24 protein-coding genes are annotated in these 25,365 nt (G+C 62.7%); 18 read left to right on the top strand and 6 right to left on the bottom strand.

All coding sequences use genetic code 11. The features are described from left to right. The first annotated feature begins 78 nt into the window (after window positions 1-78). The 5 genes from ACZ9IU_RS18530 to ACZ9IU_RS18510 all read left to right on the top strand — a co-directional run bounded on the left by ACZ9IU_RS18530 (window position 79) and on the right by ACZ9IU_RS18510 (window position 4,296). Window positions 79-282 carry a DUF1059 domain-containing protein gene (locus ACZ9IU_RS18530; RefSeq protein ID WP_038545604.1) on the top strand — a complete coding sequence of 68 codons (204 nt, stop codon included), beginning with the start codon at window positions 79-81 and terminating at the stop codon, window positions 280-282. Window positions 283-486: 204 nt separating this feature from the next. Continuing rightward, window positions 487-1,485 carry a thiosulfate ABC transporter substrate-binding protein CysP gene (gene cysP, locus ACZ9IU_RS18525; RefSeq protein WP_038545601.1) on the top strand — a complete coding sequence of 333 codons (999 nt, stop codon included), beginning with the start codon at window positions 487-489 and terminating at the stop codon, window positions 1,483-1,485. Between the two features lie 80 nt (window positions 1,486-1,565). Further along, window positions 1,566-2,387, top strand: coding sequence for a sulfate ABC transporter permease subunit CysT (cysT, locus tag ACZ9IU_RS18520; RefSeq protein WP_038545598.1), 822 nt, complete (start codon window positions 1,566-1,568; stop codon window positions 2,385-2,387). A gap of 2 nt (window positions 2,388-2,389) precedes the next feature. Next, a complete protein-coding gene (gene cysW / locus ACZ9IU_RS18515; protein WP_038545595.1) occupies window positions 2,390-3,277 on the top strand; it encodes a sulfate ABC transporter permease subunit CysW in 888 nt (295 codons plus the stop codon). Then, the gene (locus ACZ9IU_RS18510) at window positions 3,274-4,296 is read left to right on the top strand and encodes a sulfate/molybdate ABC transporter ATP-binding protein (protein ID WP_038545592.1); all 1,023 of its coding nucleotides are present in this window, start codon (window positions 3,274-3,276) and stop codon (window positions 4,294-4,296) included. The genes cysW and ACZ9IU_RS18510 overlap by 4 nt, the downstream gene beginning before the upstream one ends. Before the next feature lie 239 nt (window positions 4,297-4,535). Here ACZ9IU_RS18510 and ACZ9IU_RS18505 read toward each other — a convergent pair whose 3' ends face one another. The 3 genes from ACZ9IU_RS18505 to ACZ9IU_RS18495 all read right to left on the bottom strand — a co-directional run bounded on the left by ACZ9IU_RS18505 (window position 4,536) and on the right by ACZ9IU_RS18495 (window position 7,944). Continuing rightward, window positions 4,536-5,636 (bottom strand): DNA alkylation repair protein, encoded by a 1,101-nt coding sequence (locus ACZ9IU_RS18505; RefSeq protein ID WP_038545589.1) that lies wholly within the window; start codon window positions 5,634-5,636, stop codon window positions 4,536-4,538. Between the two features lie 132 nt (window positions 5,637-5,768). After that, window positions 5,769-7,205: an NAD-dependent succinate-semialdehyde dehydrogenase gene (locus ACZ9IU_RS18500; RefSeq protein ID WP_038549634.1), complete on the bottom strand. Its 1,437-nt coding sequence runs from the start codon at window positions 7,203-7,205 to the stop codon at window positions 5,769-5,771. A 157-nt stretch (window positions 7,206-7,362) separates the two neighbouring features. Beyond that, window positions 7,363-7,944 carry a cupin domain-containing protein gene (locus ACZ9IU_RS18495; protein ID WP_046600011.1) on the bottom strand — a complete coding sequence of 194 codons (582 nt, stop codon included), beginning with the start codon at window positions 7,942-7,944 and terminating at the stop codon, window positions 7,363-7,365. A 219-nt stretch (window positions 7,945-8,163) separates the two neighbouring features. Here ACZ9IU_RS18495 and ACZ9IU_RS18490 point away from each other — a divergent pair, with 219 nt between their 5' ends. After that, on the top strand, window positions 8,164-8,637 hold the full coding sequence (locus ACZ9IU_RS18490) for a VOC family protein (RefSeq protein WP_038545584.1): 474 nt from the start codon (window positions 8,164-8,166) through the stop codon (window positions 8,635-8,637). A 12-nt stretch (window positions 8,638-8,649) separates the two neighbouring features. Continuing rightward, complete coding sequence (locus ACZ9IU_RS18485; protein WP_038545581.1) at window positions 8,650-9,144, top strand: SRPBCC family protein; 495 nt, start codon at window positions 8,650-8,652, stop codon at window positions 9,142-9,144. Window positions 9,145-9,234: 90 nt separating this feature from the next. Here ACZ9IU_RS18485 and ACZ9IU_RS18480 read toward each other — a convergent pair whose 3' ends face one another. Further along, complete coding sequence (locus tag ACZ9IU_RS18480; RefSeq protein ID WP_038545578.1) at window positions 9,235-10,410, bottom strand: acyl-CoA dehydrogenase; 1,176 nt, start codon at window positions 10,408-10,410, stop codon at window positions 9,235-9,237. A 114-nt stretch (window positions 10,411-10,524) separates the two neighbouring features. Between ACZ9IU_RS18480 and ACZ9IU_RS18475 the strand changes: the two genes are divergently transcribed. Continuing rightward, entirely contained in the window at window positions 10,525-11,457 is a 933-nt protein-coding gene (locus ACZ9IU_RS18475; RefSeq protein ID WP_038545575.1) for a LysR family transcriptional regulator, read from the top strand. Window positions 11,458-11,494: 37 nt separating this feature from the next. On the opposite strand, the gene ACZ9IU_RS18470 is transcribed toward ACZ9IU_RS18475, so the two are convergent. Both ACZ9IU_RS18470 and ACZ9IU_RS18465 read right to left on the bottom strand, forming a co-directional pair. Beyond that, window positions 11,495-12,556 (bottom strand): ISAs1 family transposase, encoded by a 1,062-nt coding sequence (locus ACZ9IU_RS18470; RefSeq protein ID WP_038545560.1) that lies wholly within the window; start codon window positions 12,554-12,556, stop codon window positions 11,495-11,497. A 126-nt stretch (window positions 12,557-12,682) separates the two neighbouring features. After that, window positions 12,683-14,110, bottom strand: a complete 1,428-nt coding sequence (locus ACZ9IU_RS18465; protein WP_038545557.1) for an amidase — start codon at window positions 14,108-14,110, stop codon at window positions 12,683-12,685. 151 nt (window positions 14,111-14,261) lie between these two features. On the opposite strand from ACZ9IU_RS18465, the gene ACZ9IU_RS18460 reads away from it, so the two are divergent. From ACZ9IU_RS18460 to ACZ9IU_RS18415, 10 genes are all read left to right on the top strand, one after another. Continuing rightward, window positions 14,262-15,359, top strand: coding sequence for a LacI family DNA-binding transcriptional regulator (locus ACZ9IU_RS18460; RefSeq protein ID WP_051899817.1), 1,098 nt, complete (start codon window positions 14,262-14,264; stop codon window positions 15,357-15,359). Continuing rightward, window positions 15,356-16,390: an ABC transporter substrate-binding protein gene (locus ACZ9IU_RS18455; RefSeq protein ID WP_038545554.1), complete on the top strand. Its 1,035-nt coding sequence runs from the start codon at window positions 15,356-15,358 to the stop codon at window positions 16,388-16,390. The genes ACZ9IU_RS18460 and ACZ9IU_RS18455 overlap by 4 nt, the downstream gene beginning before the upstream one ends. Before the next feature lie 100 nt (window positions 16,391-16,490). Then, a complete protein-coding gene (locus tag ACZ9IU_RS18450) occupies window positions 16,491-17,333 on the top strand; it encodes an ABC transporter permease (protein ID WP_038545552.1) in 843 nt (280 codons plus the stop codon). Next, on the top strand, window positions 17,330-18,112 hold the full coding sequence (locus ACZ9IU_RS18445) for an ABC transporter permease (protein ID WP_038545549.1): 783 nt from the start codon (window positions 17,330-17,332) through the stop codon (window positions 18,110-18,112). The genes ACZ9IU_RS18450 and ACZ9IU_RS18445 overlap by 4 nt, the downstream gene beginning before the upstream one ends. Then, window positions 18,105-19,142, top strand: coding sequence for an ABC transporter ATP-binding protein (locus tag ACZ9IU_RS18440; protein ID WP_038545547.1), 1,038 nt, complete (start codon window positions 18,105-18,107; stop codon window positions 19,140-19,142). Before ACZ9IU_RS18445 ends, ACZ9IU_RS18440 begins: the two co-directional genes overlap by 8 nt. A gap of 11 nt (window positions 19,143-19,153) precedes the next feature. Beyond that, the gene (locus ACZ9IU_RS18435) at window positions 19,154-20,095 is read left to right on the top strand and encodes a nucleoside hydrolase (RefSeq protein WP_038545544.1); all 942 of its coding nucleotides are present in this window, start codon (window positions 19,154-19,156) and stop codon (window positions 20,093-20,095) included. Continuing rightward, window positions 20,092-21,879 carry an adenine deaminase gene (locus tag ACZ9IU_RS18430; RefSeq protein ID WP_051899816.1) on the top strand — a complete coding sequence of 596 codons (1,788 nt, stop codon included), beginning with the start codon at window positions 20,092-20,094 and terminating at the stop codon, window positions 21,877-21,879. The genes ACZ9IU_RS18435 and ACZ9IU_RS18430 overlap by 4 nt, the downstream gene beginning before the upstream one ends. A 9-nt stretch (window positions 21,880-21,888) precedes the next feature. Next, window positions 21,889-22,566 carry a phosphoribosyltransferase gene (locus ACZ9IU_RS18425; RefSeq protein WP_038545541.1) on the top strand — a complete coding sequence of 226 codons (678 nt, stop codon included), beginning with the start codon at window positions 21,889-21,891 and terminating at the stop codon, window positions 22,564-22,566. 92 nt (window positions 22,567-22,658) lie between these two features. Continuing rightward, window positions 22,659-23,708 (top strand): dipeptidase, encoded by a 1,050-nt coding sequence (locus ACZ9IU_RS18420; RefSeq protein WP_038545538.1) that lies wholly within the window; start codon window positions 22,659-22,661, stop codon window positions 23,706-23,708. A gap of 46 nt (window positions 23,709-23,754) precedes the next feature. Next, complete coding sequence (locus tag ACZ9IU_RS18415) at window positions 23,755-25,362, top strand: ABC transporter substrate-binding protein (RefSeq protein ID WP_038545535.1); 1,608 nt, start codon at window positions 23,755-23,757, stop codon at window positions 25,360-25,362. Window positions 25,363-25,365 lie beyond the last annotated feature (3 nt).

The raw sequence follows: 25,365 nt of genomic DNA, 5'->3' as shown, positions 1-25,365 counted from the left end.
ATGTTTGTTTCCTCTGCGCAAAGAGAGTAGATTCCCGTCCTCTGGCCAATCGGTTCAGGGCTTGTGATGGAGGCAGACATGGGACGCCAATACATCGATTGCCGCGAATTTCCGAGCGAGATGAAATGCACCGTTGCGATCTCGGCGGACAACGCGGATGAACTCGTCAATGCAGCCGTGCAGCATGCCATTTCCGTGCATGGTCACCACGACACTCCTGAATTCCGCACGGAGATCAGGAAGGCCATCCACGAGATGGATGTCCCGCGCGTCGTCGCTTGACGCGACAGGGCCTTCGCCAACATTCCCGGTGCTGCCTCTTCCAATGGAGCAGCACCGGCCTGGATGACGCGCGAAAAGCTTCGCCGTTTATGGCGAATAATGGACAAAATTTCTAGCCCCGTAACAAAGGAAAGTCCGCGGTTCCTCGCCGTTTGCTGGGCGTACCGGTAGTTTCACCGGCACAATCCAACACCGGAGACTTGCATGAACCGCCTCCTGATCCTCGGCACCGCGCTTATTGCGCCCTTGGCCGCGCTTTTTGTCACCCCCGCGCTTGCCCAGTCTCCGACGAAGCTGCTCAACGCCTCCTACGACGTTTCGCGCGAGCTGTTCGTCGCCGAGAACGAGGCCTTCATCAAGAGCCATCCGGGCGTCGCCATCGACCAGTCGCATGCCGGCACTTCGAAGCAGGCCCGTTCGATAGCCGAAGGCCTTGAAGCCGATGTCGTGACCTTCAACCAGTCAACGGACATCGATTTCCTCGCCAAACAAGGCTTTGTTGCCAAGGATTGGACCAAGGCATTCCCGAACAATGCCTCGCCCTTCTATTCCTTCCCATCGTTCCTGGTGCGCGCCGGCAATCCGAAGAACATCAAGGATTGGGGCGATCTGGCTCGCGCTGACGTGCACGCCGTTTTCCCGAACCCGAAGACCTCGGGCAACGCCCGCTACACCTATCTCGCTGCCTACGCCTGGGCCAAGGAAGCCTACAAGGGCGACGAAGAGAAGATCGATGCCTATATCACCAAGATCTTCGACAACGTGCCGGTCTTCGATACCGGTGGCCGCGCCTCCACCACCACCTTCGTCGAGCGCGAAACCGGCGACGTGCTGATCACCTTCGAGGCCGAGACCCGCGGCATCGTCAAGCAGTACGGCGCCGACAAAGTCCAGAGCATCATCCCGTCGGTCAGCCTTCTCGCCGAATTCCCGGTTGCGGTCGTCGACAAGGTTGCCAAGAAGCACGGCACGGAAGCCCTCGCGAAATCCTATCTCGACTTCCTCTATACGGAAGAAGGCCAGCGGATCGCTGCCCAGTTCGGCCATCGCGTCCAGAACGAAAAGGTCGCCGCCGAGTTCAAGGACCAGTTCCCGGCGATACGCCTCGTCAAGGTCGATGACGTCTTCGGCGGCTGGGACAAGATCCAGAAGGATCACTTCGCCTCCGGCGGCACTCTCGACAAGCTGTACGGCAGCCGCTAAGCGCAGACTGGACTTCAACCAAGTCTCGCCCGGCGAACGAAAATTCGCCGGGCTTTGCCGTGCAAAGAGGAAACGACCGCTTGAGACGCAATGTCCTGCCCGGGTTACGCCTGTCGCTGGGGGTGACGCTGTTTTATGTCGGGCTGATCGTGGTCCTGCCCCTGGCAGCGCTGGTCTTCAAGGCCGCGAGCCTCGGCCCGGAGGATTACTGGCGGATCGTCTCCTCGTCGCGGGCGCTCGCGAGCTACCGCGTCACTGTGCTCTCCGCGCTCGGTGCCACCGTCTTCAACCTGTTCTTCGGCCTGGCGCTCGCCTGGGTGCTGACGCGCTATCGGTTCCCGGGCTGGCGGATCGTCGACGCCATGGTCGATCTGCCTTTCGCGCTGCCGACGGCGGTGGCCGGCATTGCCCTGACGGCGCTTTTCACCACCAACGGCTGGTTCGGTTCCATCCTTGCCGACCTCGGCATCAAGGTCGCCTATACGCCGCTCGGCATCATGATTGCGATGTGCTTCACCTCGCTGCCGTTCATCGTGCGCACGGTGCAGCCGGTGCTGGAAGATCTGGATCCGGCGCTGGAAGAGGCGGCGCAGTCGCTTGGCGGCTCGGACTGGCAGATTTTCCGCAAGGTCATCCTGCCGCTTCTGGCCCCGGCACTGCTTGCCGGGGTGTCGCTGTCCTTCGCCCGCTCGCTCGGTGAGTTCGGTGCGATCATCTTCATCGCCGGCAATCAGCCGATGTCGACGGAGATCACCGCACTTCTCGTCTTCATTCGGCTGGAGGAATACGACTACCAGGCCGCAGCCGCCATCGCGTCGGTGCTGCTGATTGCGGCCTTCGTCATGCTCGCGCTCACCAACTGGATGCAGTCGCGGGCGCTTCGCTACACGGTGAGGGGGTGACCATGGGCGCGACCCGTATAGGCAGAAAGCCGCCGCGCGTCGGCGACCAGCCGCTCTTCCGCCGGATGCTGATCGGCATCGTTCTGGTGATCGTTGCCCTGCTGATCGTCGCGCCGCTGGTGGTCATCGGCGTCGAGGCCTTTTCGAAGGGATGGGCTGTCTATCGCGACACGATCATCCATCCTGATACGCTACATGCGATCGGGCTCACGGTGTTTGCGGCAATCGTTGCCGTGCCGGTCAACACGGCTTTCGGCGTTGCGGCGGCGTGGTCGATCACCAAGTTCGATTTTCGGGGCAGGCGTTTCCTGCTGGTCGTCATCGAGATCCCGTTTTCGGTCTCGCCGATCGTCGCGGGCGTCGCCTATCTCTTCGTCTACGGCCTGCAGGGCGCCTTCGGTCCGACGCTGGACGAATACGGGGTCAAGATCCTGTTTGCGATCCCCGGCATCATCCTCGCCTCGATGTTCGTCACCGCCCCCTTCGTCGCCCGCGAACTGATCCCGCTGATGCAGGCACAGGGCCGCGATCTTGAGGAAGCAGCCACCTCGCTCGGCGCGTCCGGCTGGCGGACTTTCTTCTCGGTGACGCTGCCGAACATCAAATGGGCGCTGCTTTACGGCGTCGTGCTCTGCAACGCCCGCGTCATGGGCGAGTTCGGCGCGGTCTCAGTCGTCTCGGGCAATATCCGCGGGCAGACCAATACGCTGCCGCTGCATATCGAGCTGCTCTATCACGACTACCAGGCGGCCGGCGCCTTTGCCGCCTCCTCCATCCTGGCGCTCATCGCTGTCTTCACCATCATCGCCAAGGTGACACTGGAGCGCCAGGGAGCCGGCCGCGTCCGTCGCCCAGCTCTGGTCGCCAATCCCGCGGAGAAAACCCAATGAAAATCCGCCTCGAAAACGTCGTCAAAACCTTCGAGACCTTTCGCGCCGTGCGGGATGTCTCGCTCACGATCGAAAGCGGCGAACTCGTCGCTCTGCTCGGCCCGTCCGGTTCCGGTAAGACGACCATCCTGCGCATGGTCGCCGGCCTAGAATATGCCGATGGCGGCCACATCTATTTCGGCGATCAGGACGCCACCGACATTCCCGTGCGCGACCGTGGCGTCGGTTTCGTGTTCCAGCACTACGCGCTTTTTCCGCATATGACGGTGGCGGAAAACATTGCCTTCGGCATGAAGGTCTCGAAAGTGAAGCGCGAGAAGGCGGCGATCGAGGCGCGTGTCGTAGAACTGCTGAGATTGGTGCGCCTGGAAGGTCTCGGCGACCGGTTCCCGGCGCAGATTTCCGGCGGCCAGCGGCAGCGCGTGGCGCTGGCCCGGGCGCTGTCGGTCGATCCCAAGGTTCTGCTGCTCGACGAGCCCTTTGGCGCGCTCGATGCCAATGTGAGGCACGACCTGCGCCGCTGGTTGCGCGAAATCCACCGCGAGCTCGGCATCACCACGATCTTCGTCACCCACGACCAGGAGGAGGCGCTGGATCTCGCAGATCGCGTCGTCATCCTGAAAGACGGCCACATCATCCAGCAGGGCACGGCGGAAGAAGTCTGCCGCAATCCGCAATCCGCCTTTGTGATGAAGTTCCTCGGCGATGCCAACGTACTCGCCGCAGAAGTCCGCGACGGCAGGGCCTATGCCAGCGGTGCTGCGCTCGACGTTTCCGGCATGGCGGACGGCAAGGCGGAACTCTACGCCCGCCCCGCCGATCTCGATTGGTCCGCGCAGGGGCCGGGCATTCCGGCCAGCATCACCCGCGTGCTCGACCGCCCGGACGGGCGGCGGGTGCTGGCGACCACGGAGACCGGCGATCAGCTGGAATTCGACGTCGAGCCGGAGCGGGCAGTCAAGGCGGGCGAGGGTGGTTTTGTGACTTTGCGCAGGGCGAAGGTGTTTGCGCTGGGTTGATGGGTTTCTTCGACGAGCAGTAGATTTTGGCGACATACGTCTGCGCCACTCCCTCATCCGACCCTTCGGGCCACCTTCTCCCCGCTGGGGAGAAGAGGTTATGAGGCACTGTCTCTGGCTCCTTTTCTACCGAAGAGGGAAAAGGCGCTGACGCCCCCGTTCATCCTCTCCCCTCGGGGAGAGGTCCACCGAGCGTAGCGGAGGCGGGGTGAGGTGCCCGCGAACTTGGCCGAAAGGGCTCAAGCCAGAAGCTCGAACGCATCCTCAGCCAGCACCTCGCCGTTGACGATCAGTTCCACCGAATGCCGGCCGGCGTAGTGCACGCGCGTCGTAAAATCGCGGATGGCGCGGCTGATCGTGAGTTCGCAGCTTTCGCCGGCGCCCAGTGTGACCTCCTTCCACTTGAAGACCTTCTTTGAGGTGCCGCCTGCCTTCTTCACGTAGTGGACCGCATAATCGATGACGAGCTTCTGCGGCGCCGACGTGGTCGACACCACCCTGGCCGATATCTTCACCGCGCCACCGAGTTTCAGCGACGATGGTGTCACCGCGAAACTCTCGATCTTCACCTCTGCCTTGTGACCGGCGCCGAAGACGTGGAGCGCTCGGGCGTCGCCCTTCTTGATCAGCGTGCGCAGCGCCTGTTTGATGATCCAGGCGGTGCGCGGGTCGTCCTTTGGCCAGTCGGTGATCCTGTCGAACACCCAGGCAGGGTGGTCCTTGGTGATGTCGTTCAGGTGGTTGGCGACGGATTTGCGCACGTAAAGGCTCGGGTCGCTCTTAAGGTTTTCGAGGATCGGTGCGACAGGCGAGGGGTCGGCAATCAGCTCTTTCAGCTGGAATGACCAGGGCAGGCGCGGGCGGCAGCCTTCGCTCGAAAGCCGGCGCACATGCTCGTTGTCGTCCCGCGACCAGCGCTCCATCACGTTCAGCGTCCGGGCGAGGTCCTTCAGGAGGAAATGCCGGATGGCGAATTCCGACGAGCCGAAGCGGGTGAAGAAGGCGAGCGCATCCATCGACAGGTCGAAATGGTCATGGCCGTGGAGCGCCACATATTCCGGCAGCACGATGGAGGCGAAGCCGTGGTTGATGCGCGGTGCCAGTGCCCGCAGGATGTCGATATTGTTTTCGAATCCGCCCGGCAGGACCGTGTGGTAGGCGATGGCGATCTGACGCAGGCGCTGCATGATGCTCAGATCGTCGAGACCGGCGGAAGTGAGCGTCAGAAAGCGTTCGCCATTGAAGCCGGGATGAATGGCCTTGGTCTCCGACGCAAAATGCCGGAGGCGATCGCGGTTGAAGATTTCCTTCAGGAGCGGTGCTGCTTCAGTCTCGGCCATGGCGCTCCATCCGGTGTTCACTGTTTGTTTTTGGTATTTGACTCGAATGACGCGAGCAAGGGCAAAAGAAAACGCCGGCCGGTGCATGGGCACCGACCGGCGTCGAGAACTCGGTTCTGAAAAGCCGTCACATCAGCTCATCTGGCTGACGAAGCGGGTTTCGAGATAGGCTTCGGTGGCTTCCGAGCCGCCTTCCGTGCCGTAGCCAGAGTCCTTGATGCCGCCGAACGGTACTTCCGGCAGGGCCAGACCGTTGTGGTTGATGGTCAGCATGCCGGCTTCCACCTGGCGGCTGAGCGCGTGAGCGGTCTTGACCGAGCCGGTGAAGGCGTAGGAGGCGAGGCCGAAGGGCAGGCGGTTGGCTTCCGCGATCGCATCGTCGTAATGCGAGAAGCGGTTGATGATCGCGATCGGGCCGAAGGGCTCGTCGTTCATGATCTTCGCCGAGGTCGGCACTTCGGAGAGCACCGTCGGCTCGAAGAAGTGGCCCTTGTTGCCGATGCGGTGGCCGCCGGTCTTCAACTCGCCGCCATGGGTGATGGCGTCCTGAATAAGCGCTTCCATGGCCGGGATGCGGCGCTCGTTGGCGAGCGGACCCATGGTCACGCCGTCTTCCAGGCCGTTGCCGACCTTGATCGCCTGTGCCGCCTTGACGAAACCGGCGGTGAACTTGTCGGCGATACCGTCCTGCACGAGGAAGCGGGTCGGGGCGACGCAGACCTGGCCGGCATTGCGGAATTTCGACATGGCGGTGACTTCGATCGCCTTTTCGAGATCGGCATCGTCGAAGATCATCACCGGCGCATGGCCGCCGAGTTCCATGGTGGCGCGCTTCATGTGCTTGCCGGCGAGTGCCGCCAGATGTTTGCCGATCGGGGTGGAGCCGGTGAACGAGATCTTGCGGATGACCGGATGCGGGATCAGGTATTCGGAAATCTCGGCCGGAATGCCGTAGACGAGGTTGACGACGCCTGCGGGCACGCCTGCATCGATGAAGGCGCGGATCAGTTCGGCCGGCGAAGCGGGCGTTTCTTCAGGCGCCTTGACGATGATCGAGCAACCGGTCGCAAGGGCTGCGGAGAGCTTGCGGACCACCTGGTTGAGCGGGAAATTCCAGGGCGTGAAGGCGGCGACTGGGCCGACCGGCAGCTTGATCGCCATCTGCGAGACGCCGCTCATGCGGGCCGGGATGATCTGGCCATAGGTGCGGCGGGCTTCTTCTGCGAACCAGTCGATCGTGTCGGCTGCGCCCATGACTTCCATCTTCGACTGGGCGAGCGGCTTGCCCTGTTCGCGGGTCATGTAGTAGGCGATCTGGTCGACGCGCTGGCGCAGCAGGTCGGCAGCCTTGCGCATCAGCTTTGAGCGGTCGAAGGGCGAGGTGTCGCGCCAGATCCTGAAGCCCTTTTCGGCGGCTTCCAGCGCCAGGTCCAGGTCCGCCTTGCGGGCATGGGCTATTTTCCCGATCACTTCTTCCGTCGCGGGATCGGAAACATCGATGGTTTCGCCGCCGATGGCATCGCGCCATTCGCCGTTGATGAAAAGCTTGACGTCGGGATAGCTGTGCATGGTGTCCACTTTCATTTCAAGGCTGGATACGCCGTTTTTAAAGGCGTCGGGAGGGGTGCGGGAATATCGGGTTCTGACCTAAAATAATTGACAGCAACAATCAATGTTCATCGGCGATGTCCAAAAGGTGCTGAATGAAATCCGGGCTTTGCTCTTCTTAAAGATAGGGTGGCGTGCAGGCACTTACCACCTCGCAGCGCTCGGTTCCGACGTTACGATATCGGTGCGGCTGACGGCTGTCGAAGAGGAAGGCGTCGCCCTTTTTGAGGATGCGCGTCTGGCTGCCGACGGTCAGTTCCAGTTCGCCGGCGACGACCACGCCGCCTTCTTCCGCCTCATGCTGCAGCATGGTCTCGCCGGTATCGGCGCCGGGCTCGTAGAACTCGTGGAAAATCTGGACGCTGTGGGATTTGGCGTCGCCGACCTGCAGAAGTGTCAAAGCGCCGGTCGAAAGCGGCGTCAGTTCATCGGCACGGTAGAACACCTGGTCGACCGGCGGCAGCGTCAGCGCGAAAAAGTCGGTCAGCGGATAGTTGATTGCCTCGAGGATCTTCTTCAGCGAGGCGACCGAAGGGCTCACCTTGTTCTTCTCTATCAGGGAGACCAGGGAATGGGTGACGCCCGCCTTGACCGCCAGCGCCCGCTGCGACAGGCCGTGCTGCTTGCGCACCAGGCAAAGACGCTCGCCGACATTGAAACCGCCACCGGCTCCTTCCGCCGCATTCTCCATGGCGTGCATTCTTCAAAACGACCTTTGTTTCATTTCCTCGCCGCCGATCACGGCAGCGTTTCACTGATACACCGAAGGCGGGAATTTCTCCAATGACGAAAAACGGCGCGGTTGGTGAGTGGATGCAAGTTTTTTCGGCTGGATGTCGGATTAGCGAAAGCACGTACGTCTTTGAGTTAGGGTCGCCATCGACGGCCGCGCAACCAGGATTGAAAAGGGAGAAATGCAATGGCGAAGAACACAATCTGCTTATGGTTCGACAAGAATGCCGAGGAGGCTGCCCGCTTCTATGCTGAGACTTTTCCGGATAGCGTCGTCGGCGCCGTAACCCGCGCGCCCGGCGATTACCCGGACGGCAAGCAGGGGGATGTGCTGGTGGTAGAATTCACCGTTGCCGGAGTGGCATGTATCGGCCTGAACGGCGGCCCGATCTTCAAGCACAACGAAGCGTTTTCCTTCCAGATCTCGACCGAGGACCAGGAAGAGACTGATCGCTACTGGAACGCCATCGTTGGTAACGGCGGTCAGGAAAGCGAATGCGGCTGGTGCAAGGACAGATGGGGCGTCTCCTGGCAGATCACGCCACGTGTCCTCATCGAAGCCCTGGCCGTCGGCGGCGGCGAGGCGAAACGTGCCTTCGATGCGATGATGACCATGAAGAAGATCGACGTCGCGGCAATCGAAGCTGCCCGGCGTGGCTAGGGGAGACAGCCAATGGACAAAAAAGTGAGCAATGGCCGCACGGCGGTCGAACGGAGATCGGAGCGCGAACTCGTCGTGACGCGCAGCTTCAACGCCCCGGTCCGCCTGGTGTTCGATGCATGGACCAAGCCCGAATTGTTCAAGCTGTGGTGGGCTCCCAAGTCCAGCGGCGTCCCGCTTCTCGCCTGCGAGATGGATGTCCGTGCCGGAAGGGGCTATAGCGTCACGTTCGGACATGACGCCGCAAACTCCATGACCTTCTTCGGAAAATATCTCGAAGTATCGCCGCCTTCGCGCCTCGTCTGGACCAATGACGAAAGCGAAAACGGCTCCGTCACCACGGTCACCTTCGAGGAGGAGGAAGGCGGCAGGACGCTGCTGGTCCTGCATGAACTTTATCCTTCCAAGGAAACGGCCGACGAATCCTGCGCCGGCATGGAAGGTGCGATGCCCGAACAGTTCGAGCAGCTGGATGAACTTCTCGCCACCCTGGGCGCGCGCGTCTGAACCCGCGACCGCCATTTGGCTGAAACGCCGAGATATAAAAGCCCGGCGCGCTAGGAGCGGCCGGGCTGATTGTCGAAGCGTAGCTTCCGCTTAGAAAAACGCCTGGATGCCCGTCTGGGCGCGGCCCAGGATCAGCGCGTGGACGTCGTGCGTGCCTTCGTAGGTGTTGACCGTCTCCAGGTTCTGCGAATGGCGCATGACGTGATACTCGATCTGGATGCCGTTGCCGCCGTGCATGTCGCGGGCTTGGCGGGCGATATCCAGCGCCTTGCCGCAATTGTTGCGCTTGACGATGGAGATCATTTCAGGGGCCATCTTGTGCTGGTCCATCAACTGGCCAACGCGGAGCGAAGCCTGCAGGCCGAGGGTGATCTCGGTCTGCATGTCGGCGAGTTTCTTCTGGTAGAGCTGCATGCCGGCGAGCGGCTTGCCGAACTGTTTTCTGTCGAGGCCGTACTGACGGGCGCGGAACCAGCAGTCTTCCGCAGCACCCATGACGCCCCAGGAAATGCCGTAGCGGGCGCGGTTGAGGCAGCCGAAGGGACCCTTGAGGCCCGAAATGTTCGGCAGGATCGCATCCTCGCCGACTTCGACGCTGTCCATGACGATCTCGCCGGTGATCGAGGCGCGTAGCGACAGCTTGCCGCCGATCTTCGGGGCCGAGAGACCTTTCATGCCCTTTTCGAGCACGAAACCGCGGATCTCGTTGTTGTGGGCTTCCGACTTCGCCCAGACGACGAAGACGTCGGCGATCGGTGCGTTGGAAATCCACATCTTCGAACCGCGCAGGCGATAGCCGCCTTCGATCTTTTCGGCGCGGGTCTTCATGCCGCCCGGATCGGAGCCGGCATCCGGCTCGGTCAGGCCGAAACAGCCGATCAGTTCGCCGGAGACGAGGCCGGGCAGATACTTCTTTTTCTGCTCGTCGGAGCCGTAGGCATAGATCGGGTAGATGACCAGCGAGGACTGCACGCTCATCATCGAGCGGTAGCCGCTGTCGATACGTTCGATCTCGCGGGCGACGAGGCCGTAGGCGACGTAGGAGGCATTGGCGGCGCCATATTCTTCCGGCAGGGTCACGCCGAGCAGGCCGGTCTGACCCATCAGCTTGAAGAGGCCCTTATCGGTCGTCTCGTCGAGATAAGCTTCCTGGACACGCGGCAGGAGTTCGGCCTTGGCGAAGGCGGCAGCCGCGTCACGGATCATCCGCTCCTCGTCGGTCAGCTGCTCTTCGAGAAGAAAGGGATCGTTCCAGGAAAAAGCCAAGGGTCTGCCTCCGGTTTGAAATCTGGCAAATTGAAGTTTAAAGAATTATCGCCAGCACAGCGCCCGAGAGCAAGCACCGTTTACTCATCAGGCCATGATCTATAGTAATAGGCAATGGTCAGCCTCTCGCGAAAACTGCTCCCCTCCACCTCCGCGCTCGCGGCCTTCGATTCCGTCGCCCGGCTCGGCAGTTTCTCAGGCGCGGCGGAAGAGCTGTCGCTGACGCAAGGGGCGATCAGCCGGCAGGTTTCTGGCCTGGAGGAGCAGTTGGGGATCCAGCTTTTCGACCGCACCAGCCGCGGCGTCAGCCTCACCTCGGCGGGAGCGGAATACGCCAAGGTGGTGGCGAACGCATTGTCGCAGATCCGCTCCGCCTCACTGCAGGTCATGACCAAACGGCATAGTGACCAGCTGAACCTCGCGATCCTGCCGACTTTCGGTACCCGTTGGCTGATGCCGCGCATCCCGCAATTCGTTGCAAGGCATCCGGAGATCACGCTCAATTTCGCCACCCGCATCGGGGTCTTCGATTTCGACCGCGACGGCATCGATATGGCGATCCACATAGGGCCCAGGGGTGAAAAGGGGCCGGACTGGCCGGGCGCGGAATGCACCTTCCTGATGGAGGAAATGGTAGCGCCGGTCTCATCGCCGGCCTTCCTCGCTTCGCACCCGATCAAAAACGCCGAGGACCTGCTGCGCCTGCCGCTGCTCCACATGGCCTCGCGGCCGGGCGCCTGGAACCACTGGTTCGAAAGCCTTGGCATCACCGGCACGTCGTCGCAGGGAATGCGCTTCGAGCAGTTCGGCAACGTCGCCCAGGCCTGTATCGCGGGCCTCGGCGTTGCGCTGATGCCGCTTTTCCTGATCGACTCGGAACTGGCGAGCGGCCAGCTTGTCGAAGCGTACCCGCATCAAGTGACGAGCCCCAGCGCCTATTATGCGGTGGCGCCGCTCAGCAAGGTGGATTTCCGGCCGGTGGTGGCTTTTCGGGCGTGGCTGATCGAGGAGGTCGGCCGGTACCGGGAAGAGGTTGTGGGGTGGTAGAGCGGGTGCGAGGAGCCCCTCCCCCTTGTGGGCAGGGCTATCGCATATGGGCTATTGCGGCGACGAGATAGTCATCGTTCCAGGCGCATTTTTTGATGCGATGGCTGATGGGGACTTTGTCGACATCGGCGTGCTGGAGGATGTTCCTGACGATGCGATTGACGAGAGCGATATTGGCGGGAGCATTGTCTTTTCGCGCCCGGCTATCGTCTTCGCCCAGATGCACATCCAGTATCCAGTGCAGGCCGTTTTCGATCTGCCAGTGAGCCCTTGTGAACTCAAGCGCCTGTTGGGCCGACAGGGTGGTGGAGACCATGAACAGGCGTGTCTTCGGCTGGGCCTCGCCACGCCGGCTGGTGATATGCACGAAGGCCTTGTGGCCGTCCATCAGGGCTTCGTCGGCTGCCACGACTTCGGCCCGGCGCCATTCGCGGCGGCCATGGGCGGTCTCGTCGCATTCGGCATGGTCGGGCCGCTCATTGGCCAGGCGCTCGATGGCGCGCTTGTGCCAGGCCGGCCTGTTCTTCTTCAGCGCCAGAAGGTAGTTTGCGCCACCTTCGGTGATCGCCGTGGCCATGCGCTTGTGGCAGTGGAGCGCATCGGCGGTGACAAATCGGTCTGTCAGATCAAGGAGTTCGACCACTTTGAGGGCGGCTTCGATCTCGTTTTCGTCAGCCGTCGGCGTGGCGGCCGCAAGGCAGAGCCGAGCACCCGAGGCAAAGGCCGATACCGTCAGCGGCGGGGCAGCGGCAAGGCCGGTTTCATAGGCTCGCCGCAATGCCTTGCCGTCGAGCGCCACCACCTCCTGGCGGGCTTGCGCGAAGGCCGCGGCAAAGGCGGCGAAGGCACGGCCGAAAGCATCCGGGTCCATGAGCCGCAACAGTCGCGAAAAGGTGTCATGGCTGGGGGCTGTATCGTAGTCGATCAATCGCGACAGCGCTTGCCTGCGCTCATGCGCAAACAGCGAAAACTCCGTGGCCGAACTGGCCCCACAAAGGCTCGCCGCAATCATCATCACGATCAGGTCCCCGAGCCGATGGCTGGCATTGGCCGCACGCGGATCGGGAACCTCGCCGAAATAGCCTTCCAGACACGACATGGCAGATCTCCTTCAAAGAACTGCCTCTTCAAAGAATCTCTTTCCTGCCTCTTCGCAACCCCAAAATCGCCATATGCGATTCCCCTGCCCACAAGGGGGAGGGTTAAAAACGCCGCGCCGCCTCGGTTAAAGCTTGGGCCGCTTATCCAACCAATCCGTGGCCGCCTCATAAGCCAGCGCAATCTCCAGCACCGCCTTGTCGGCGCGCGGGCGGCCGATGATCTGGATGCCGGCGGGCAGGCCGTTTGCGCCGAAGCCGGCGGGCATGGCGGCGACCGGAAGGCCGGCCATCGAGGCCGGGACCACCACTTCCATCCAGCGGTGATAGGTGTCCATCGTCCGGCCGCCGATCTCCTTCGGCCAATGGGTCTCCGCGTCGAAGGGGAAGACCTGGGCGGAGGGCAGGATCAGGTAGTCGTACCGGTCGAACACGGTCAGCAGGTATTGGTACCAGGCACTGCGGCGTTTCGAGGCGAAATGCACCTCACGCGCCGTCATGTCGAGCCCGCGCTCGATTTCCCAGATGATCTCGGGCTTCATCTTGGCGCGCTTTTCCGGATCGTCGTAGTTGTCGCGCATGCCGCTCGCGGTCAGCCAGCTGCGCAGCGTCGTCCAGGAGCGCCAGAGGTCGTCCATGTCGAAGTCCGGAACGAACTCGTCCACCGTGCAGCCGATCCGTTCGAAGACCGGAAGCGTCGCGCGGCAGAGTTCCAGCACGCCCGGCTCGAAGGGCAGGTAACCGCCGAGATCACCGAGCCAGGCAATGCGGGCGCCTGAAAAGTCGCGGCTGTCATCGGGTGTGAGGTCCTCGGTCGGCAATGACAGCGGATCGCGCGGATCATAACCGGCCTGGGTCGAAAGCAGGGCGGCGACATCGCGCACCGTGCGGCCCATGGGTCCCAGGACGGAGAGCTGGCCCATGAAGTTCTCCAGCTTCAGGGAGGAGGGGACGCGGCCGAAACTCGGGCGGAAGCCGACGACATTGTTGAAGGCCGCGGGGTTGCGCAGCGAGCCCATCATGTCTCCGCCATCTGCGATAGGTAGGAGATGTGCCGAAAGGGCGGCCGCCGCGCCGCCGCTCGATCCGCCGACCGTCTTGGTCAGGTCGTAAGGGTTCCTGGTAACACCATGCACGGGATTGTAGCTCTGCGAGCCGAGCCCCTGTTCCGGCGTGTTGGTCTTGCCGATGATGATCGCGCCGGCCGTGCGAATGCGCTCGACCATCACCTCGTCCTTCTCAGGCACGAAATCGGCAAAGATCGGCGAGCCATAGGTGCAGCGGATGCCCTTCACTTCGCAGAGATCCTTGATGGCGATCGGCATGCCATGCATCCAGCCGCGCGATTTGCCTGAGCCAAGCTCTGTGTCGCGTTCCGTGGCTTCCGCCAGAAGCTCGTCCCGGCTGCGCAGGCTGACGATCGCGTTGATTGCGGGATTGAGCCTGTCGATCCGTTCGAGATAGGCCGTCATCACTTCGGCGCAGGAGGCCCGGCCGTCATGGATTGCTGCCGAAAGTGCCGTGGCGGAAAGGCCGGTTATCTCGTCGTCCTGCATCACTGTTTCCTCATGAATACCTAAGGATTTCCACAGGTCGGGGCGGGGAAGTCAAGGCCGCATGTGGGGATGTTGGGCTGACATTTACAAACGACTCGACAAAGGCCTTTGATCAAAGTATGCGTGCTTAAACGTTTAATCAGAGCATGATATGGCTTCACCCCGTCCCGGACCGAACATGAGCGCCATCGCTGCCGCCCTCGGCGTGTCGGCGGCGACCGTGTCGAATGCGCTTTCCGGCAAGGGACGGGTATCGCCGGAGCTTATCGAGAAGGTTCGGGCCAAGGCAAGCGAGCTTGGTTATGTGCCGAGCCTGACCGCCCGGGCGCTGCGCACCGGCCGCACCGGCGTGCTTGGGCTTGTCCTCCCGGATATCGCCAACCCGCTCTTCCCGCAGATTGCCCAGGCGATCGAGAACGCCGCCTCGAATGCCGGCTACGGCGTGCTCATCGCCGACTCCCGCGGCGATATTGCGGCGCAGACCGAGGCGATCGGCAGGCTTCTGGAACGTGGCGTCGACGGCATGATCATCGTCCCACGGCGCGGCACGCGGATCGCCGATGTCGGCTGTCCCGTTGCCGTGATCGATACGCCCTCCACGCCCGGCAATACCGTTTCGGCCGACCATTGGGACGGCGGCAGCCAGATGGGCCGCCATCTTGCGGGGCTTGGCCATCGCAAGGTGCTGCTGATCGGCACCAGCGCCTCCTCGAACGTGCAGAACGACCGTATCGGCGGGCTGAAGGCCGGCCTCGGCGCGCAGGTCGAATGCGATACGATGTGGATCGAGAAAGTCGAGGCGGTTTCGGGCGAAGGCTGCCCGCTCGGTCTGGCGGACAAGGCCAGGGCTGGTTTTACGGCCTTTGCGGCTGTCTCCGATCTTTCGGCGCTTCGGGCGCTGACGGAGCTGCAGCGCGCCGGCATCGGCGTGCCGGAAACGGTCAGCGTCACCGGTTTCGACGACCTCATCTGGTCGGCGGTCGTCACGCCGGCCCTTACCACCGTGCGTATGGACATGGTGACGATCGCCGATCTGGCGATTGCCGCGCTCATTCGTGCGATCGAGCCCGAAGGAGAGGCCGAAAACGGAGCCGAGGAGGTTTCGACCGGCAACGTTACCTCCGAGACCGACCGGGTCCCGATGCAGCTCATCGTGCGCCAGTCGGCGGCCGTCCCGCAGGCCGGTGGCATTTCGAATTTGCATGCCCAAACCCCCAACAAGCCGACGGCAGGAGAAATCACATCATGAACAAGGTCATTCTTGCGTCGGGCGCCGCCCTGATGCTTACCATGGGTGCCGCGCAAACCCCGGCGCTGGCCCAGGAAAAGACGCTGACGATTTCCGTCTATGCGCTGGCCCAGGACGAATACAAGCAGATCGTCTACGATCCCTTCCAGAAGATCTGCGGCTGCAAGCTGGTCGTCGAGACCGGCAACAGCGTCGAGCGCCTCGCCAAGATGGAGGCCAACAAGGCCAACCCGGTCGTCGACATGGCCGTCATTTCGATGGCGGATGCGCTCGCCGCCTCGCGCGCCGGCCTGACCGACAAGATCGATACCTCCAAGCTCGCAAACTTCAGCAAGCTCTATGACGTTGCCAAGGATCCGAACGGCGACGGCATGAGCGTCGGTTACACGTTCTATGCCACCTCGATCGCCTACCGTTCGGACAAGATGAAGATCGACAGCTGGGCCGATCTGCTGAAGCCGGAATATGCAAGCCACGTTGCATGGCCGAACGTCACCACCAACCAGGGCCCGCCGGCGCTCTACATGCTGGGCCTGGCGCTCGCCAAGGACACGCCGGACCTGAAGGCCCCGATCGAAGCGGTCGGCGCCAAGAAGGGCGAGATCGTCACCTTCTATGAAAAGTCGTCGCAGCTGGTGCAGCTGATGCAGCAGGAAGAAATCTGGGCAGCGCCGATCGGCCGCTTCACCTGGGCGCCCTTCACCAAGCTCGGCTTCCCGATCGCCTGGGCCACGCCGAAGGAAGGCCAGACGGGCGGCATGAACGTCATGACCGTCACCAAGGGCTCCAAGAACCGCGACCTCGCGCTGCAGTTCATGGATTTCTGGCTCTCGACGGAAGTCCAGACCAAGCTCGCCGAAAAGCTGATCGACAGCCCGTCCAACAAGGATGTCAAACTTCCCGAAGCGATTGCCAACAACCTCACCTATGGCGAGGAAACGGCCAAGAGCCTGAAACTGATCCCGTCCGCCGTCGCGCTCGACAACCGTGCCGGCTGGATCAAGACCTGGAACGAGAAGGTCGGCCAGTAAGGGCCAACGCAACCACGGAATAGCCTCCCAAGGCTGAGGGATACGGGCAGCGCGCGAATGCCTGCCCGCATCCCGACTAGTTGAACAGGATCGAACCACCATGTTCCAGAACAGGGCTGAAGCGCTGGCACTTGCGCTGCCGGCCGCGATCTTCGCGGCGGCGGTGTTTCTCGTGCCTGTCGTGATCCTGCTATCGGATGGATTTCGCGTGCCGACCGGCGGCTGGACGATTTCCGCCTATACGGACTTCTTCTCCAATTCGCTGAACCAGACGGTCTTCCTGCGCACGCTTCGGCTCGGCGCCCTCGTTACCATCGCCTCGGCCGCGATCGGTTATGCGGCGGCGTTCGCGATCGTCAGCCTGGAACCCGGCGCCAAGGGCAAGGTCACCGGCCTCGTAGTGCTGCCGCTGATGATCTCGCCGGTTGCCCGCACCTATGCCTGGATCGTCATCCTCGGCCGCACCGGCATCGTCAATCAGGCGTTCCAGGCGCTCGGCATCACCGAGGCGCCCCTGCGCATCCTGTTCTCGGAGACGGCCATCTTCATCGGCCTCTTACAGCTCTTCCTGCCGCTGATGATCATCTCGCTGATCTCAGCGCTCGAAAACATGCCGAAGGATGCCATTCCGGCGGCCCGCGTACTCGGCGCCAACTGGTTTCAGGTGTTCTGGAAGGTCGTGCTGCCGCTCACCAAGGAAGGCCTCGTGATCGGCGGCACGCTGGTCTTCACCGGCTCGCTGACCGCCTATATCACCCCCGCCATCCTTGGCGGTTCCAAGGTGCTGATGCTCGAAACGCTGCTCTACCAGCAGGTTGCGGTCTCCAACAATTTCGTCGCAGCGAGCGTCATCGCCTTCATCCTGATCGTCATGAGCTTTGCCGCCAACATTCTGCTGAAGCGAGTCGCCACGGCGCGCAACAAGGTGAGGAGCCAGGCATGACCATGCGGAGCCTCTTCATCCCGATCACGCTCCTCCTGGTGATCGCCTTCCTGATCGGGCCGTTCCTGATCATCGTCGCGGCATCCTTCTCGGCCGGCGAAACGCTCGCCTTCCCGCCGCAGGGATTTTCGCTGCGCTGGATCACCAAGGTGTTCACGGTCGAGAGTTTCCGGGCCTCGTTCGGCATGTCGCTGTTTTTGGCGATCGGCGGTACGGCGGTGGCGCTTGTCCTCGGTATTCCGGCCTCCTATGCGCTATCGCGCTACAAGCTGCCGGGAGCGGAGATCGTCCGCACCATCGTCTCGGCGCCGATCATCGTGCCGGGCATCATCGTCGGCCTGGCGCTGCTGCGCTACATCGTCGTGCCGTTCCAGGTCGGGATCACGCTGGCGCTGTTCCTCGCCCATACGGCGCTGGTCCTGCCCTATGCGGTTCGGGTCGTCTCCGCCAGCCTCGACAACCTGCGCTCCGACATCGAGGAAGCGGCCGTGCTGCTCGGCTCCTCGCGGCTCGGCGCGTTCTTCCGGGTGGTGATGCCGAATATCCGCGGCGGCATCATGTCGGCCTTCATCCTCGGCTTCGTCACCAGCTTCAACCAGGTGCCGGTATCGCTGTTCCTCTCGGGGCCTGGCGTGCGCACCCTGCCGGTCGACATGATCGCCTATATGGAAATCGTCTTCGATCCCTCCGTCGCAGCGCTCTCCTCGCTGCTCGCCTTCCTCTCCATCGGCATCGTTTTTATCGCCGAACGTTTCCTGGGGTTCTCCCGCTATGTCTGATGCGTCCTATCTCTCGCTCGAAAAGCTGACGCTCGCTTATGGCGATTCCGTCGCCGTCGCCAACCTCGATCTCGATATCCGCAAGGGCGAACTGATCGCGCTGCTCGGCCCTTCCGGCTGCGGCAAGACTACCACGATGCGGGCGATCGCCGGCCTGCTGGCGGTGAAGAGCGGCCATGTCCGCCTCGACGGTGCCGACATTACCCGGGTGCCGGCCAACAAGCGCGCCGTCGGCCTGATGTTCCAGTCCTATGCGCTCTTCCCGCATCTCTCCGTCTACGAGAACGTCGCCTTCGGGCTGAAGCTCAAGGGCATGCGCGGCATCGAGCTCGATGCCAAGGTCCAGTCCGGCCTCAAATCTGTCGGTCTGTCGGCCTTCGCCAACCGCAAGCCGGCCGAGCTTTCCGGCGGCCAGCAGCAGCGCGTGGCGCTCGCCCGTTCGATGGTGATGGAACCGAAGGTGCTGCTGCTCGACGAGCCGCTGTCGAACCTCGATGCTCGCCTGCGTCTGGAAATGCGCACCGAGCTTCAGCGCGTCCAGAAGGAGACCGGCGTGACGATGATCTTCGTCACTCACGATCAGGCCGAAGCTTTGGCGCTCGCCGACCGTATTGTGGTCATGAAGAGCGGTAAGATAGAGCAGATCGGTTCGCCGGAAGACATCTACAACCGCCCGACATCGTCCTTCGTCGCGGACTTCGTCGGGTTCGAAAACATTTTCCCGCTCGAAAACGGAAAGATGAAGACCAGTGCCGGTCTCATCGACCTTTCAGGCGACGTTTCCAGCGGGGCCCCTTCAGCGGCGGGCCTTGCCTGGCGGCCGCGTATGGTGACCCTGGGGACAGGTCCTTTCCAGGGCACCGTGCGCGGTACATCCTTTGCCGGCGATGCACGGGAATACCTGCTCGATACCGCGCTTGGCCCGATCAAGGCCGAGGTGGAGGCAAGCCAGCCGGCGCATGCGCTGGGTGCCGGTCTTACCTTCGACCTGCCGGCCGAAAAGGCCGCGCCGCTGTCGCGATTCGTGTAGGATCCGCTGACATGGGTATCTGGATCGACACGGACATGGGTTTCGACGACATCGCTGCGATCATGGTCGCAGCGCATGCGGGGCTCGGCGTCGACGGCGTTTCGCTGGTCTTCGGCAACGCGCCCATCGAGCATGTCCGCCGTAATGCAGCCGGCGCGGCCTCCGCTTTCGTCTGGCCCTTCCCGGTTCATGCCGGACGCGCTGCACCGGTGCTGGCTAAAATGGAGACCGCGACCGGTATCCTGGGCCAGACCGGCATCCCGACCGCTGGCCGGGCCTTGCCCGAAGCGCCGGATGCATTTCATACAGATGCCTTCGAAGCGCTCTGTTCCTGGCTCGAAAAGGGCAAAGGTGATGGTGAAGAGGGGGGCGAACGTCGCATCATGGCGCTCGGACCGCTCACCAACATCGCGGCGGTGGCCCTCGCCCGGCCGGATCTTGCGGCAAAGATCACTGACCTCACCTGGATGGGCGGCGGGGTCACCACCGGCAATCATACTGCATCCGCCGAGTTCAACGCCTTTGCCGATCCGGAAGCGCTGGCGATCGTGCTCGCTCACAAGATCCCGTTGCGGATGGTCGATCTCGATCTCTGCCGCAAGGTGCTCTGCGCGCCGGACGATGTTGCGCCGATCCGGGCGGCCGGCGGGCGTAATGCGGAACTGGTCGCCGACCTGCTGGCCGGGTTCGTGGCGATCGCCACCAGCCGCGGCCGTCCGGCCATGGCGCTCTACGATGCGGTCGCGGCCGTCGCCTTCGTCTTTCCGGAACATGTCACCTGGCGCGAAGCGCGCATCGATGTCGAACTGTCCGGCACGCTGACGCGCGGCCGCACTGTCGTCGAGACGCGCACCGGCCGGGGCGAATTCAACGCGGTCTATGGCGTCGAGATCGACGTCGGGAAGGCGAGAGCCATCATTCTTGAAACACTGCGGGCAGAGGCAAGCTGGTGAAGAGTATCATCTCGAGCGTACAGGAATTCACCGAACCGGGCTTGCGTGACCGTGTCGTCACCGCGGCGCGGGGTGATGCGCCCTTCGATATCCTGATATCGGGCGGCACGCTGGTCGACATGGTGACGGGCGAGCTGCGCCCGGCCGATATCGGCCTCGTCGGGCCGGTAATCGCCAGCGTCCATGAGACCGGCTCCCGCTCGGATGCCGCGGAGATCATCGACGCTGCGGGCACATTCATCTCGCCCGGCCTCATCGACACGCATATGCATATCGAAAGTTCGATGGTGACGCCGGCCACCTATGCGGGCGCCGTGCTGCCGCGCGGGGTGACGACCGTCGTCTGGGATCCGCATGAATTCGGCAATGTGCACGGGACCGAAGGTGTGGCCTGGGCACTGGAGGCGGTGAAGCCGCTGCCATTGCGGGCCGTCGTTCTAGCACCCTCCTGCGTGCCCTCCGCACCCGGCCTCGAAATGGCCGGGGCCGATTTCGACGCGGCCACGATCGAGGAAATGCTGTTCTGGCCGAAGATCGGCGGGCTTGCCGAGGTCATGAACATGCGCGGCGTCATCGACCGCGATCCGCGCATGAGCGGCATCGTGCAGGCGGCGTTGGTGTCCGAAAAGCTGGTCTGCGGCCATGCCCGCGGCCTGGCTGGGCCGGACCTTACGGCCTTCATGGCGTCGGGCATCACCTCCGACCACGAGCTCGTCTCCGCTGCCGACCTGATGGCCAAGCTACGTGCGGGGCTGACGATCGAGATGCGCGGATCCCACGATCATCTGCTGCCGGAATTCGTCGAGGCACTCAACGCGCTCGGACGTCTGCCGCAGACGGTGACGCTCTGCACCGACGACGTGTTTCCGGAGGATCTCGTTCAGGGCGGCGGCCTCGACGACGTGGTGCGCCGGCTGGTGCGTTACGGCATGAAACCGGAATGGGCGCTGCAGGCGGCGACGCTCAATGCTTCCGTCCGCATCGGCCGCGCCGATCTGGGCCTGATCGCCGCCGGTCGCCGGGCGGATATCGTCCTCTTCGAGGATCTCACGGATTTCCGTGCCCGCCACGTCTTTGCCAGCGGCACGCTGATTGCGCGTGACGGCGGCATGACGGTCGAACTCCATGCGGCCGATCCCTGCATTCTGCAGGATTCGGTGAAGCTCAAGCCGCTTCAGGCGGACGATTTCAAATTGCCAGCAAAGGGCCGCAAAGTCAGGCTCGCGACGATCGATCGTCCGCGCTTCACGAACTGGGGGCAGACGGATGCGGATGTCGTCGATGGTTACGTGGTACCCCCGGAAGGCACGACGTTGATCGCCGTGACCCACCGCCACGGCCGGGCCGACAGCCGCACCCGTCTTGGGTTTCTAACAGGTTGGGGCACGTGGAAGGGCGCATTCGCCACCACGCTTGCCCATGACAGCCATAACCTCACCGTCTTCGGGTCCGATCCGGCCGACATGGCGGCCGCCGCCAATGCGGTGATCGAAGCGGGCGGCGGCATGGCGGTGGCAACCGGCGGCAAGGTCGAAGTCCTGTTGCCGCTGCCGCTTTCCGGTCTTGTCTCCGGGGCGCCGATGGCGGAGGTGGCCGAAGGTTTCCGGAAAATCCGCGCCGCCATGGATGGTCTCGTCGACTGGCAGCCGCCTTATCTCGTGTTCAAGGCCTGTTTCGGCGCGACCCTTGCCTGCAATCCCGGCCCGCACCAGACGGATCGCGGCATTGCCGACGTTGCCACCGGCACGTTATTGGAATCGCCGATCCTCGAAATTCTCGAATAGGAAAAGCGAATGCAGCCGCATGATTTCTGGCAGGACGTCCATCCGGCAGGTTCGTTCGATCGCGCAGGGCCGTTTTCCGGCTTCTTCCCGGGAACGCTCGATGACGGCAGCCAGATCAGGCTGCCGATCCGGCCGCTTGCAGACGGGGAGCACGCGCTCGCCTCCCTCATCATCAACCAGGCGAGTTTCGATGTGCAGGACGCGCTTGCCGCCGACCTTGCGCCGAAGATCGCCGCCTTTCGCCCGGAAGTCATCGTCGGCCTGCCGACTTTGGGCCTGACGCTTGCGGCGGCCGTCGCCCGCGCGCTCGGCCACCTGCGCTACGTGCCGCTCGGGACCTCGCGAAAGTTCTGGTACGACGAAAACCTGTCGGTGCCGCTCTCTTCGATCACCACACCCGAACAGCAGAAGCGCCTCTATGCCGATCCCCGCATGCTGCCGCTGATCAAGGGCAGGCGCGTGGCGCTGATCGACGATGTGATTTCCAGCGGCACCTCGATCGTCTCCGGGCTGACGCTGATGGCCTCGCTCGGCATCGAGCCGGTGGTCATCGGTGCGGCCATGCTGCAATCGGAGCGCTGGCACGACAAGCTCGATGCGTTCGGCGCAGAATGGCGGCCGCGTGTGACAAGCGTTTTCAGGACCCCGCTGCTGAAGAAGGCGGGCGAGGGGAGCTGGACGGCCTGACGTGTTTTCCGACTTGCGAAAGAGGAGCGGCTGGCTAGGATCGGCGCATTGCTCACCTTGGAACTTTCACAAGAAAATCGGGAATAGACTTCATGGAACTGGTGTTCGACGGCCATAACGACGTGCTCCTGCGGCTCTGGCGGAACATGAAGGCGGGTGGCGACCCGATTGCCGAATTTGAAAACGGCACCCCGAACGGCCATATCGACGGACCGCGCGCCAAGGCCGGCGGTCTCGCCGGCGGCCTCTGCGCCATCTATATCCCGTCCGGCGAACTGGTTCTGAAGGAACCCGATCAGCACGGTCACTACGTCACGCCGCTGTCCGTCCCGCTCGATCATCTTCCGTCGCTGACGACCGCGCTCGAAATGGCGTCGATCGCGCTTCGCCTCGACCGCGCCGGCGCCTGGCAGCTCTGCCGTTCGACCTCCGACATCCGCAAGGCGATGGACGCCGGCCGTTTCGCTGCCGTCATGCATATGGAAGGCTGCGAGGCGATCGATGCGGATCTCGACAATCTCGAAGTCTTCTACGCGGCCGGCCTGCGTTCGCTTGGGCCCGTCTGGAGCCGCCACAACATCTTTGGCCACGGCGTGCCCTTCGCCTATCCGATGTCTCCCGACACCGGTCCGGGCCTCACGGATCACGGTTTCGAACTGGTCAAGGCCTGCAACACGCTCGGCATCCTGATCGATCTCGCCCACATCACCGAGAAGGGGTTCTGGGATGTCGCCAAGACTTCCGACCAGCCGCTGATCGCCAGCCATTCTAACGCGCATGCGCTGACGCCGGTCGCCCGCAACCTCACCGACCGCCAACTCGACGCGGTCAAGGAGAGCGGCGGCCTTGTCGGTCTCAACTATGCGGTGACCATGCTGCGCCACGACGGCCGCGACAATGTCGCCACGCCTCTTTCGGACATGGTGCGCCATATCGACCACATGGTGCAGCGCATGGGCATCGATCACGTGGCGCTCGGATCGGACTTCGACGGCGCCTCGATTCCCGAAGAAATACATGATGCTGCGGGCAATCAAAATCTGGTTGCGGCGCTCAAGGGAGCGGGCTACGCTGACGCAGAGCTGAAAAAGCTATGCCGGGAAAACTGGCTCAGAGTTTTGGGGAAGGCCTGGCACGAATAGGCTTCTTTCCAAAGGTCCAACGAACAAAAACAGGGGAATGCAGACTATGATCAATACACTCAACAAGCGGCTCCGCGTGTTGTCCACGAGCGCGGCGCTGTCGCTGATGCTGCTCGCCGCACCGCAGGCCTTCGCGGTGACGCCGAAGGACACTCTCGTCATCGGGCTTGCGTTCGACGACATCATCACGCTCGACCCGGGCCAGGCTTTCGAATTTTCGGCCGGCGAAGTTGGCGGCAATTCTTACGACCGCCTCGTCCGTCTCGACATCAACGACACGTCGAAGATCACTCCCGACCTCGCGGAAAGCTGGACCGTTTCCGACGACGGCCTGACCTATACGTTCAAGATCAAGTCGGGCCCGAAGTTTGCTTCGGGTAACCCGATCACCGCCGAAGACGTTGCTTATTCCTTCGAGCGCTCGGTCATGATCGACGGCCCGCCGGCCTTCATCCTTAACCAGTTCGGCCTGAAGAAGGATACCGTCAAGCAGAAGGCGGTTGCCAAGGACGCGAATACCTTCGTGCTCACCGTCGACCAGTCTTATGCGCCATCCTTCGTGCTGAACTGCCTGACCGCGACCGTCGCCGCCGTTGTCGACAAGAAGGTCGTCATGGAGCACGTCAAGGATAACGACTACGGCAATGCCTGGCTGAAGACCAATTTCGCCGGCTCCGGCCCGTATAAGGTTCGCGAATGGCGCGCCAACGAAGTCGTCGTTATGGAGCGCAATGATAATTACTGGGGTGAGAAGGCCAAGCTCGCCCGGGTCATCTATCGCCACATGAAGGAAAGTGCGGCCCAACGCCTGGCGCTTGAGAACAACGACATCGACGTCGCCCGCAATCTCGAGCCGAACGATATCGACGCCGTCACCAAGAAGGGCACGACGGTCACCAGCGCCCCGAAGGGTTCGGTCTTCTATTTCAGCCTCAACCAGAAGAACCCGAACCTCAAGAAGCCTGAAGTCGTCGAAGCGATGAAATATCTCGTCGACTACGACGCGATCGGCGCGACGCTGATCAAGGGCGTCGGGGAGATTCACCAGACCTTCCTGCCGAAGGGCATTCTCGGTTCGATCGACGATAAGCCCTACAAGCTCGACGTCGCCAAGGCCAAGGAACTGCTTGCCAAGGCAGGCCTGAAGGATGGCTTCACGGTCACCATGGACGTGCGCAACACGCAGCCGACCACCGGTATCGCTGAGTCCATCCAACAGACCTTCGCCCAGGCCGGCATCAAGATGGAAATCATTCCCGGCGACGGCAAGCAGACGCTGACCAAGTATCGTGCCCGCACCCACGACATCTATATCGGCCTGTGGGGGGTCGACTATTGGGATCCGAATTCCAATGCCGAGACCTTCACGTCGAACCCGAACAACGCTGACGATGGTACCTCCAAGACGCTCGCATGGCGCAACGCCTGGGATATTCCGGAACTGACCAAGGAGACCAAATCGGGCTTCGTGGAACGTGATTCCGCCAAGCGTGCGGCGATCTATGCGGATCTGCAGAAGAAGGTGCTGGCGACCGGTCCCTTCGTGCTCGTCTACCAGCAGACGGAAGTCGCCGGCGTCGGCAAGGGTGTGAAGAACTTCAAGCTCGGCCCGACATTCGATACCAACTACGTATTCTCGGTTTCCAAGGATTAAGCC

The organism is Mesorhizobium sp. USDA 4132, from assembly GCF_056279545.1.
Note: the sequence above shows the minus strand (reverse complement) of the source record. Positions and strands in the feature narration are given on the sequence as shown.

Coding starts and splice junctions, on each gene's coding strand:
- ACZ9IU_RS18460 (WP_051899817.1), top strand. CDS start 14,262: ATGGCTTCACCCCGTCCCGGACCGAACATGAGCGCCATCGCTGCCGCC.
- ACZ9IU_RS18420 (WP_038545538.1), top strand. CDS start 22,659: ATGGAACTGGTGTTCGACGGCCATAACGACGTGCTCCTGCGGCTCTGG.
- ACZ9IU_RS18450 (WP_038545552.1), top strand. CDS start 16,491: ATGTTCCAGAACAGGGCTGAAGCGCTGGCACTTGCGCTGCCGGCCGCG.
- ACZ9IU_RS18440 (WP_038545547.1), top strand. CDS start 18,105: ATGTCTGATGCGTCCTATCTCTCGCTCGAAAAGCTGACGCTCGCTTAT.
- ACZ9IU_RS18435 (WP_038545544.1), top strand. CDS start 19,154: ATGGGTATCTGGATCGACACGGACATGGGTTTCGACGACATCGCTGCG.
- ACZ9IU_RS18470 (WP_038545560.1), bottom strand. CDS start 12,556: ATGTCGTGTCTGGAAGGCTATTTCGGCGAGGTTCCCGATCCGCGTGCG.
- ACZ9IU_RS18500 (WP_038549634.1), bottom strand. CDS start 7,205: ATGCACAGCTATCCCGACGTCAAGCTTTTCATCAACGGCGAATGGCGC.
- ACZ9IU_RS18445 (WP_038545549.1), top strand. CDS start 17,330: ATGACCATGCGGAGCCTCTTCATCCCGATCACGCTCCTCCTGGTGATC.
- ACZ9IU_RS18485 (WP_038545581.1), top strand. CDS start 8,650: ATGGACAAAAAAGTGAGCAATGGCCGCACGGCGGTCGAACGGAGATCG.
- ACZ9IU_RS18510 (WP_038545592.1), top strand. CDS start 3,274: ATGAAAATCCGCCTCGAAAACGTCGTCAAAACCTTCGAGACCTTTCGC.
- ACZ9IU_RS18490 (WP_038545584.1), top strand. CDS start 8,164: ATGGCGAAGAACACAATCTGCTTATGGTTCGACAAGAATGCCGAGGAG.
- ACZ9IU_RS18415 (WP_038545535.1), top strand. CDS start 23,755: ATGATCAATACACTCAACAAGCGGCTCCGCGTGTTGTCCACGAGCGCG.
- ACZ9IU_RS18475 (WP_038545575.1), top strand. CDS start 10,525: ATGGTCAGCCTCTCGCGAAAACTGCTCCCCTCCACCTCCGCGCTCGCG.
- ACZ9IU_RS18465 (WP_038545557.1), bottom strand. CDS start 14,110: ATGCAGGACGACGAGATAACCGGCCTTTCCGCCACGGCACTTTCGGCA.
- ACZ9IU_RS18455 (WP_038545554.1), top strand. CDS start 15,356: ATGAACAAGGTCATTCTTGCGTCGGGCGCCGCCCTGATGCTTACCATG.
- ACZ9IU_RS18425 (WP_038545541.1), top strand. CDS start 21,889: ATGCAGCCGCATGATTTCTGGCAGGACGTCCATCCGGCAGGTTCGTTC.
- cysW (WP_038545595.1), top strand. CDS start 2,390: ATGGGCGCGACCCGTATAGGCAGAAAGCCGCCGCGCGTCGGCGACCAG.
- ACZ9IU_RS18530 (WP_038545604.1), top strand. CDS start 79: ATGGGACGCCAATACATCGATTGCCGCGAATTTCCGAGCGAGATGAAA.
- cysP (WP_038545601.1), top strand. CDS start 487: ATGAACCGCCTCCTGATCCTCGGCACCGCGCTTATTGCGCCCTTGGCC.
- ACZ9IU_RS18495 (WP_046600011.1), bottom strand. CDS start 7,944: ATGCACGCCATGGAGAATGCGGCGGAAGGAGCCGGTGGCGGTTTCAAT.
- ACZ9IU_RS18505 (WP_038545589.1), bottom strand. CDS start 5,636: ATGGCCGAGACTGAAGCAGCACCGCTCCTGAAGGAAATCTTCAACCGC.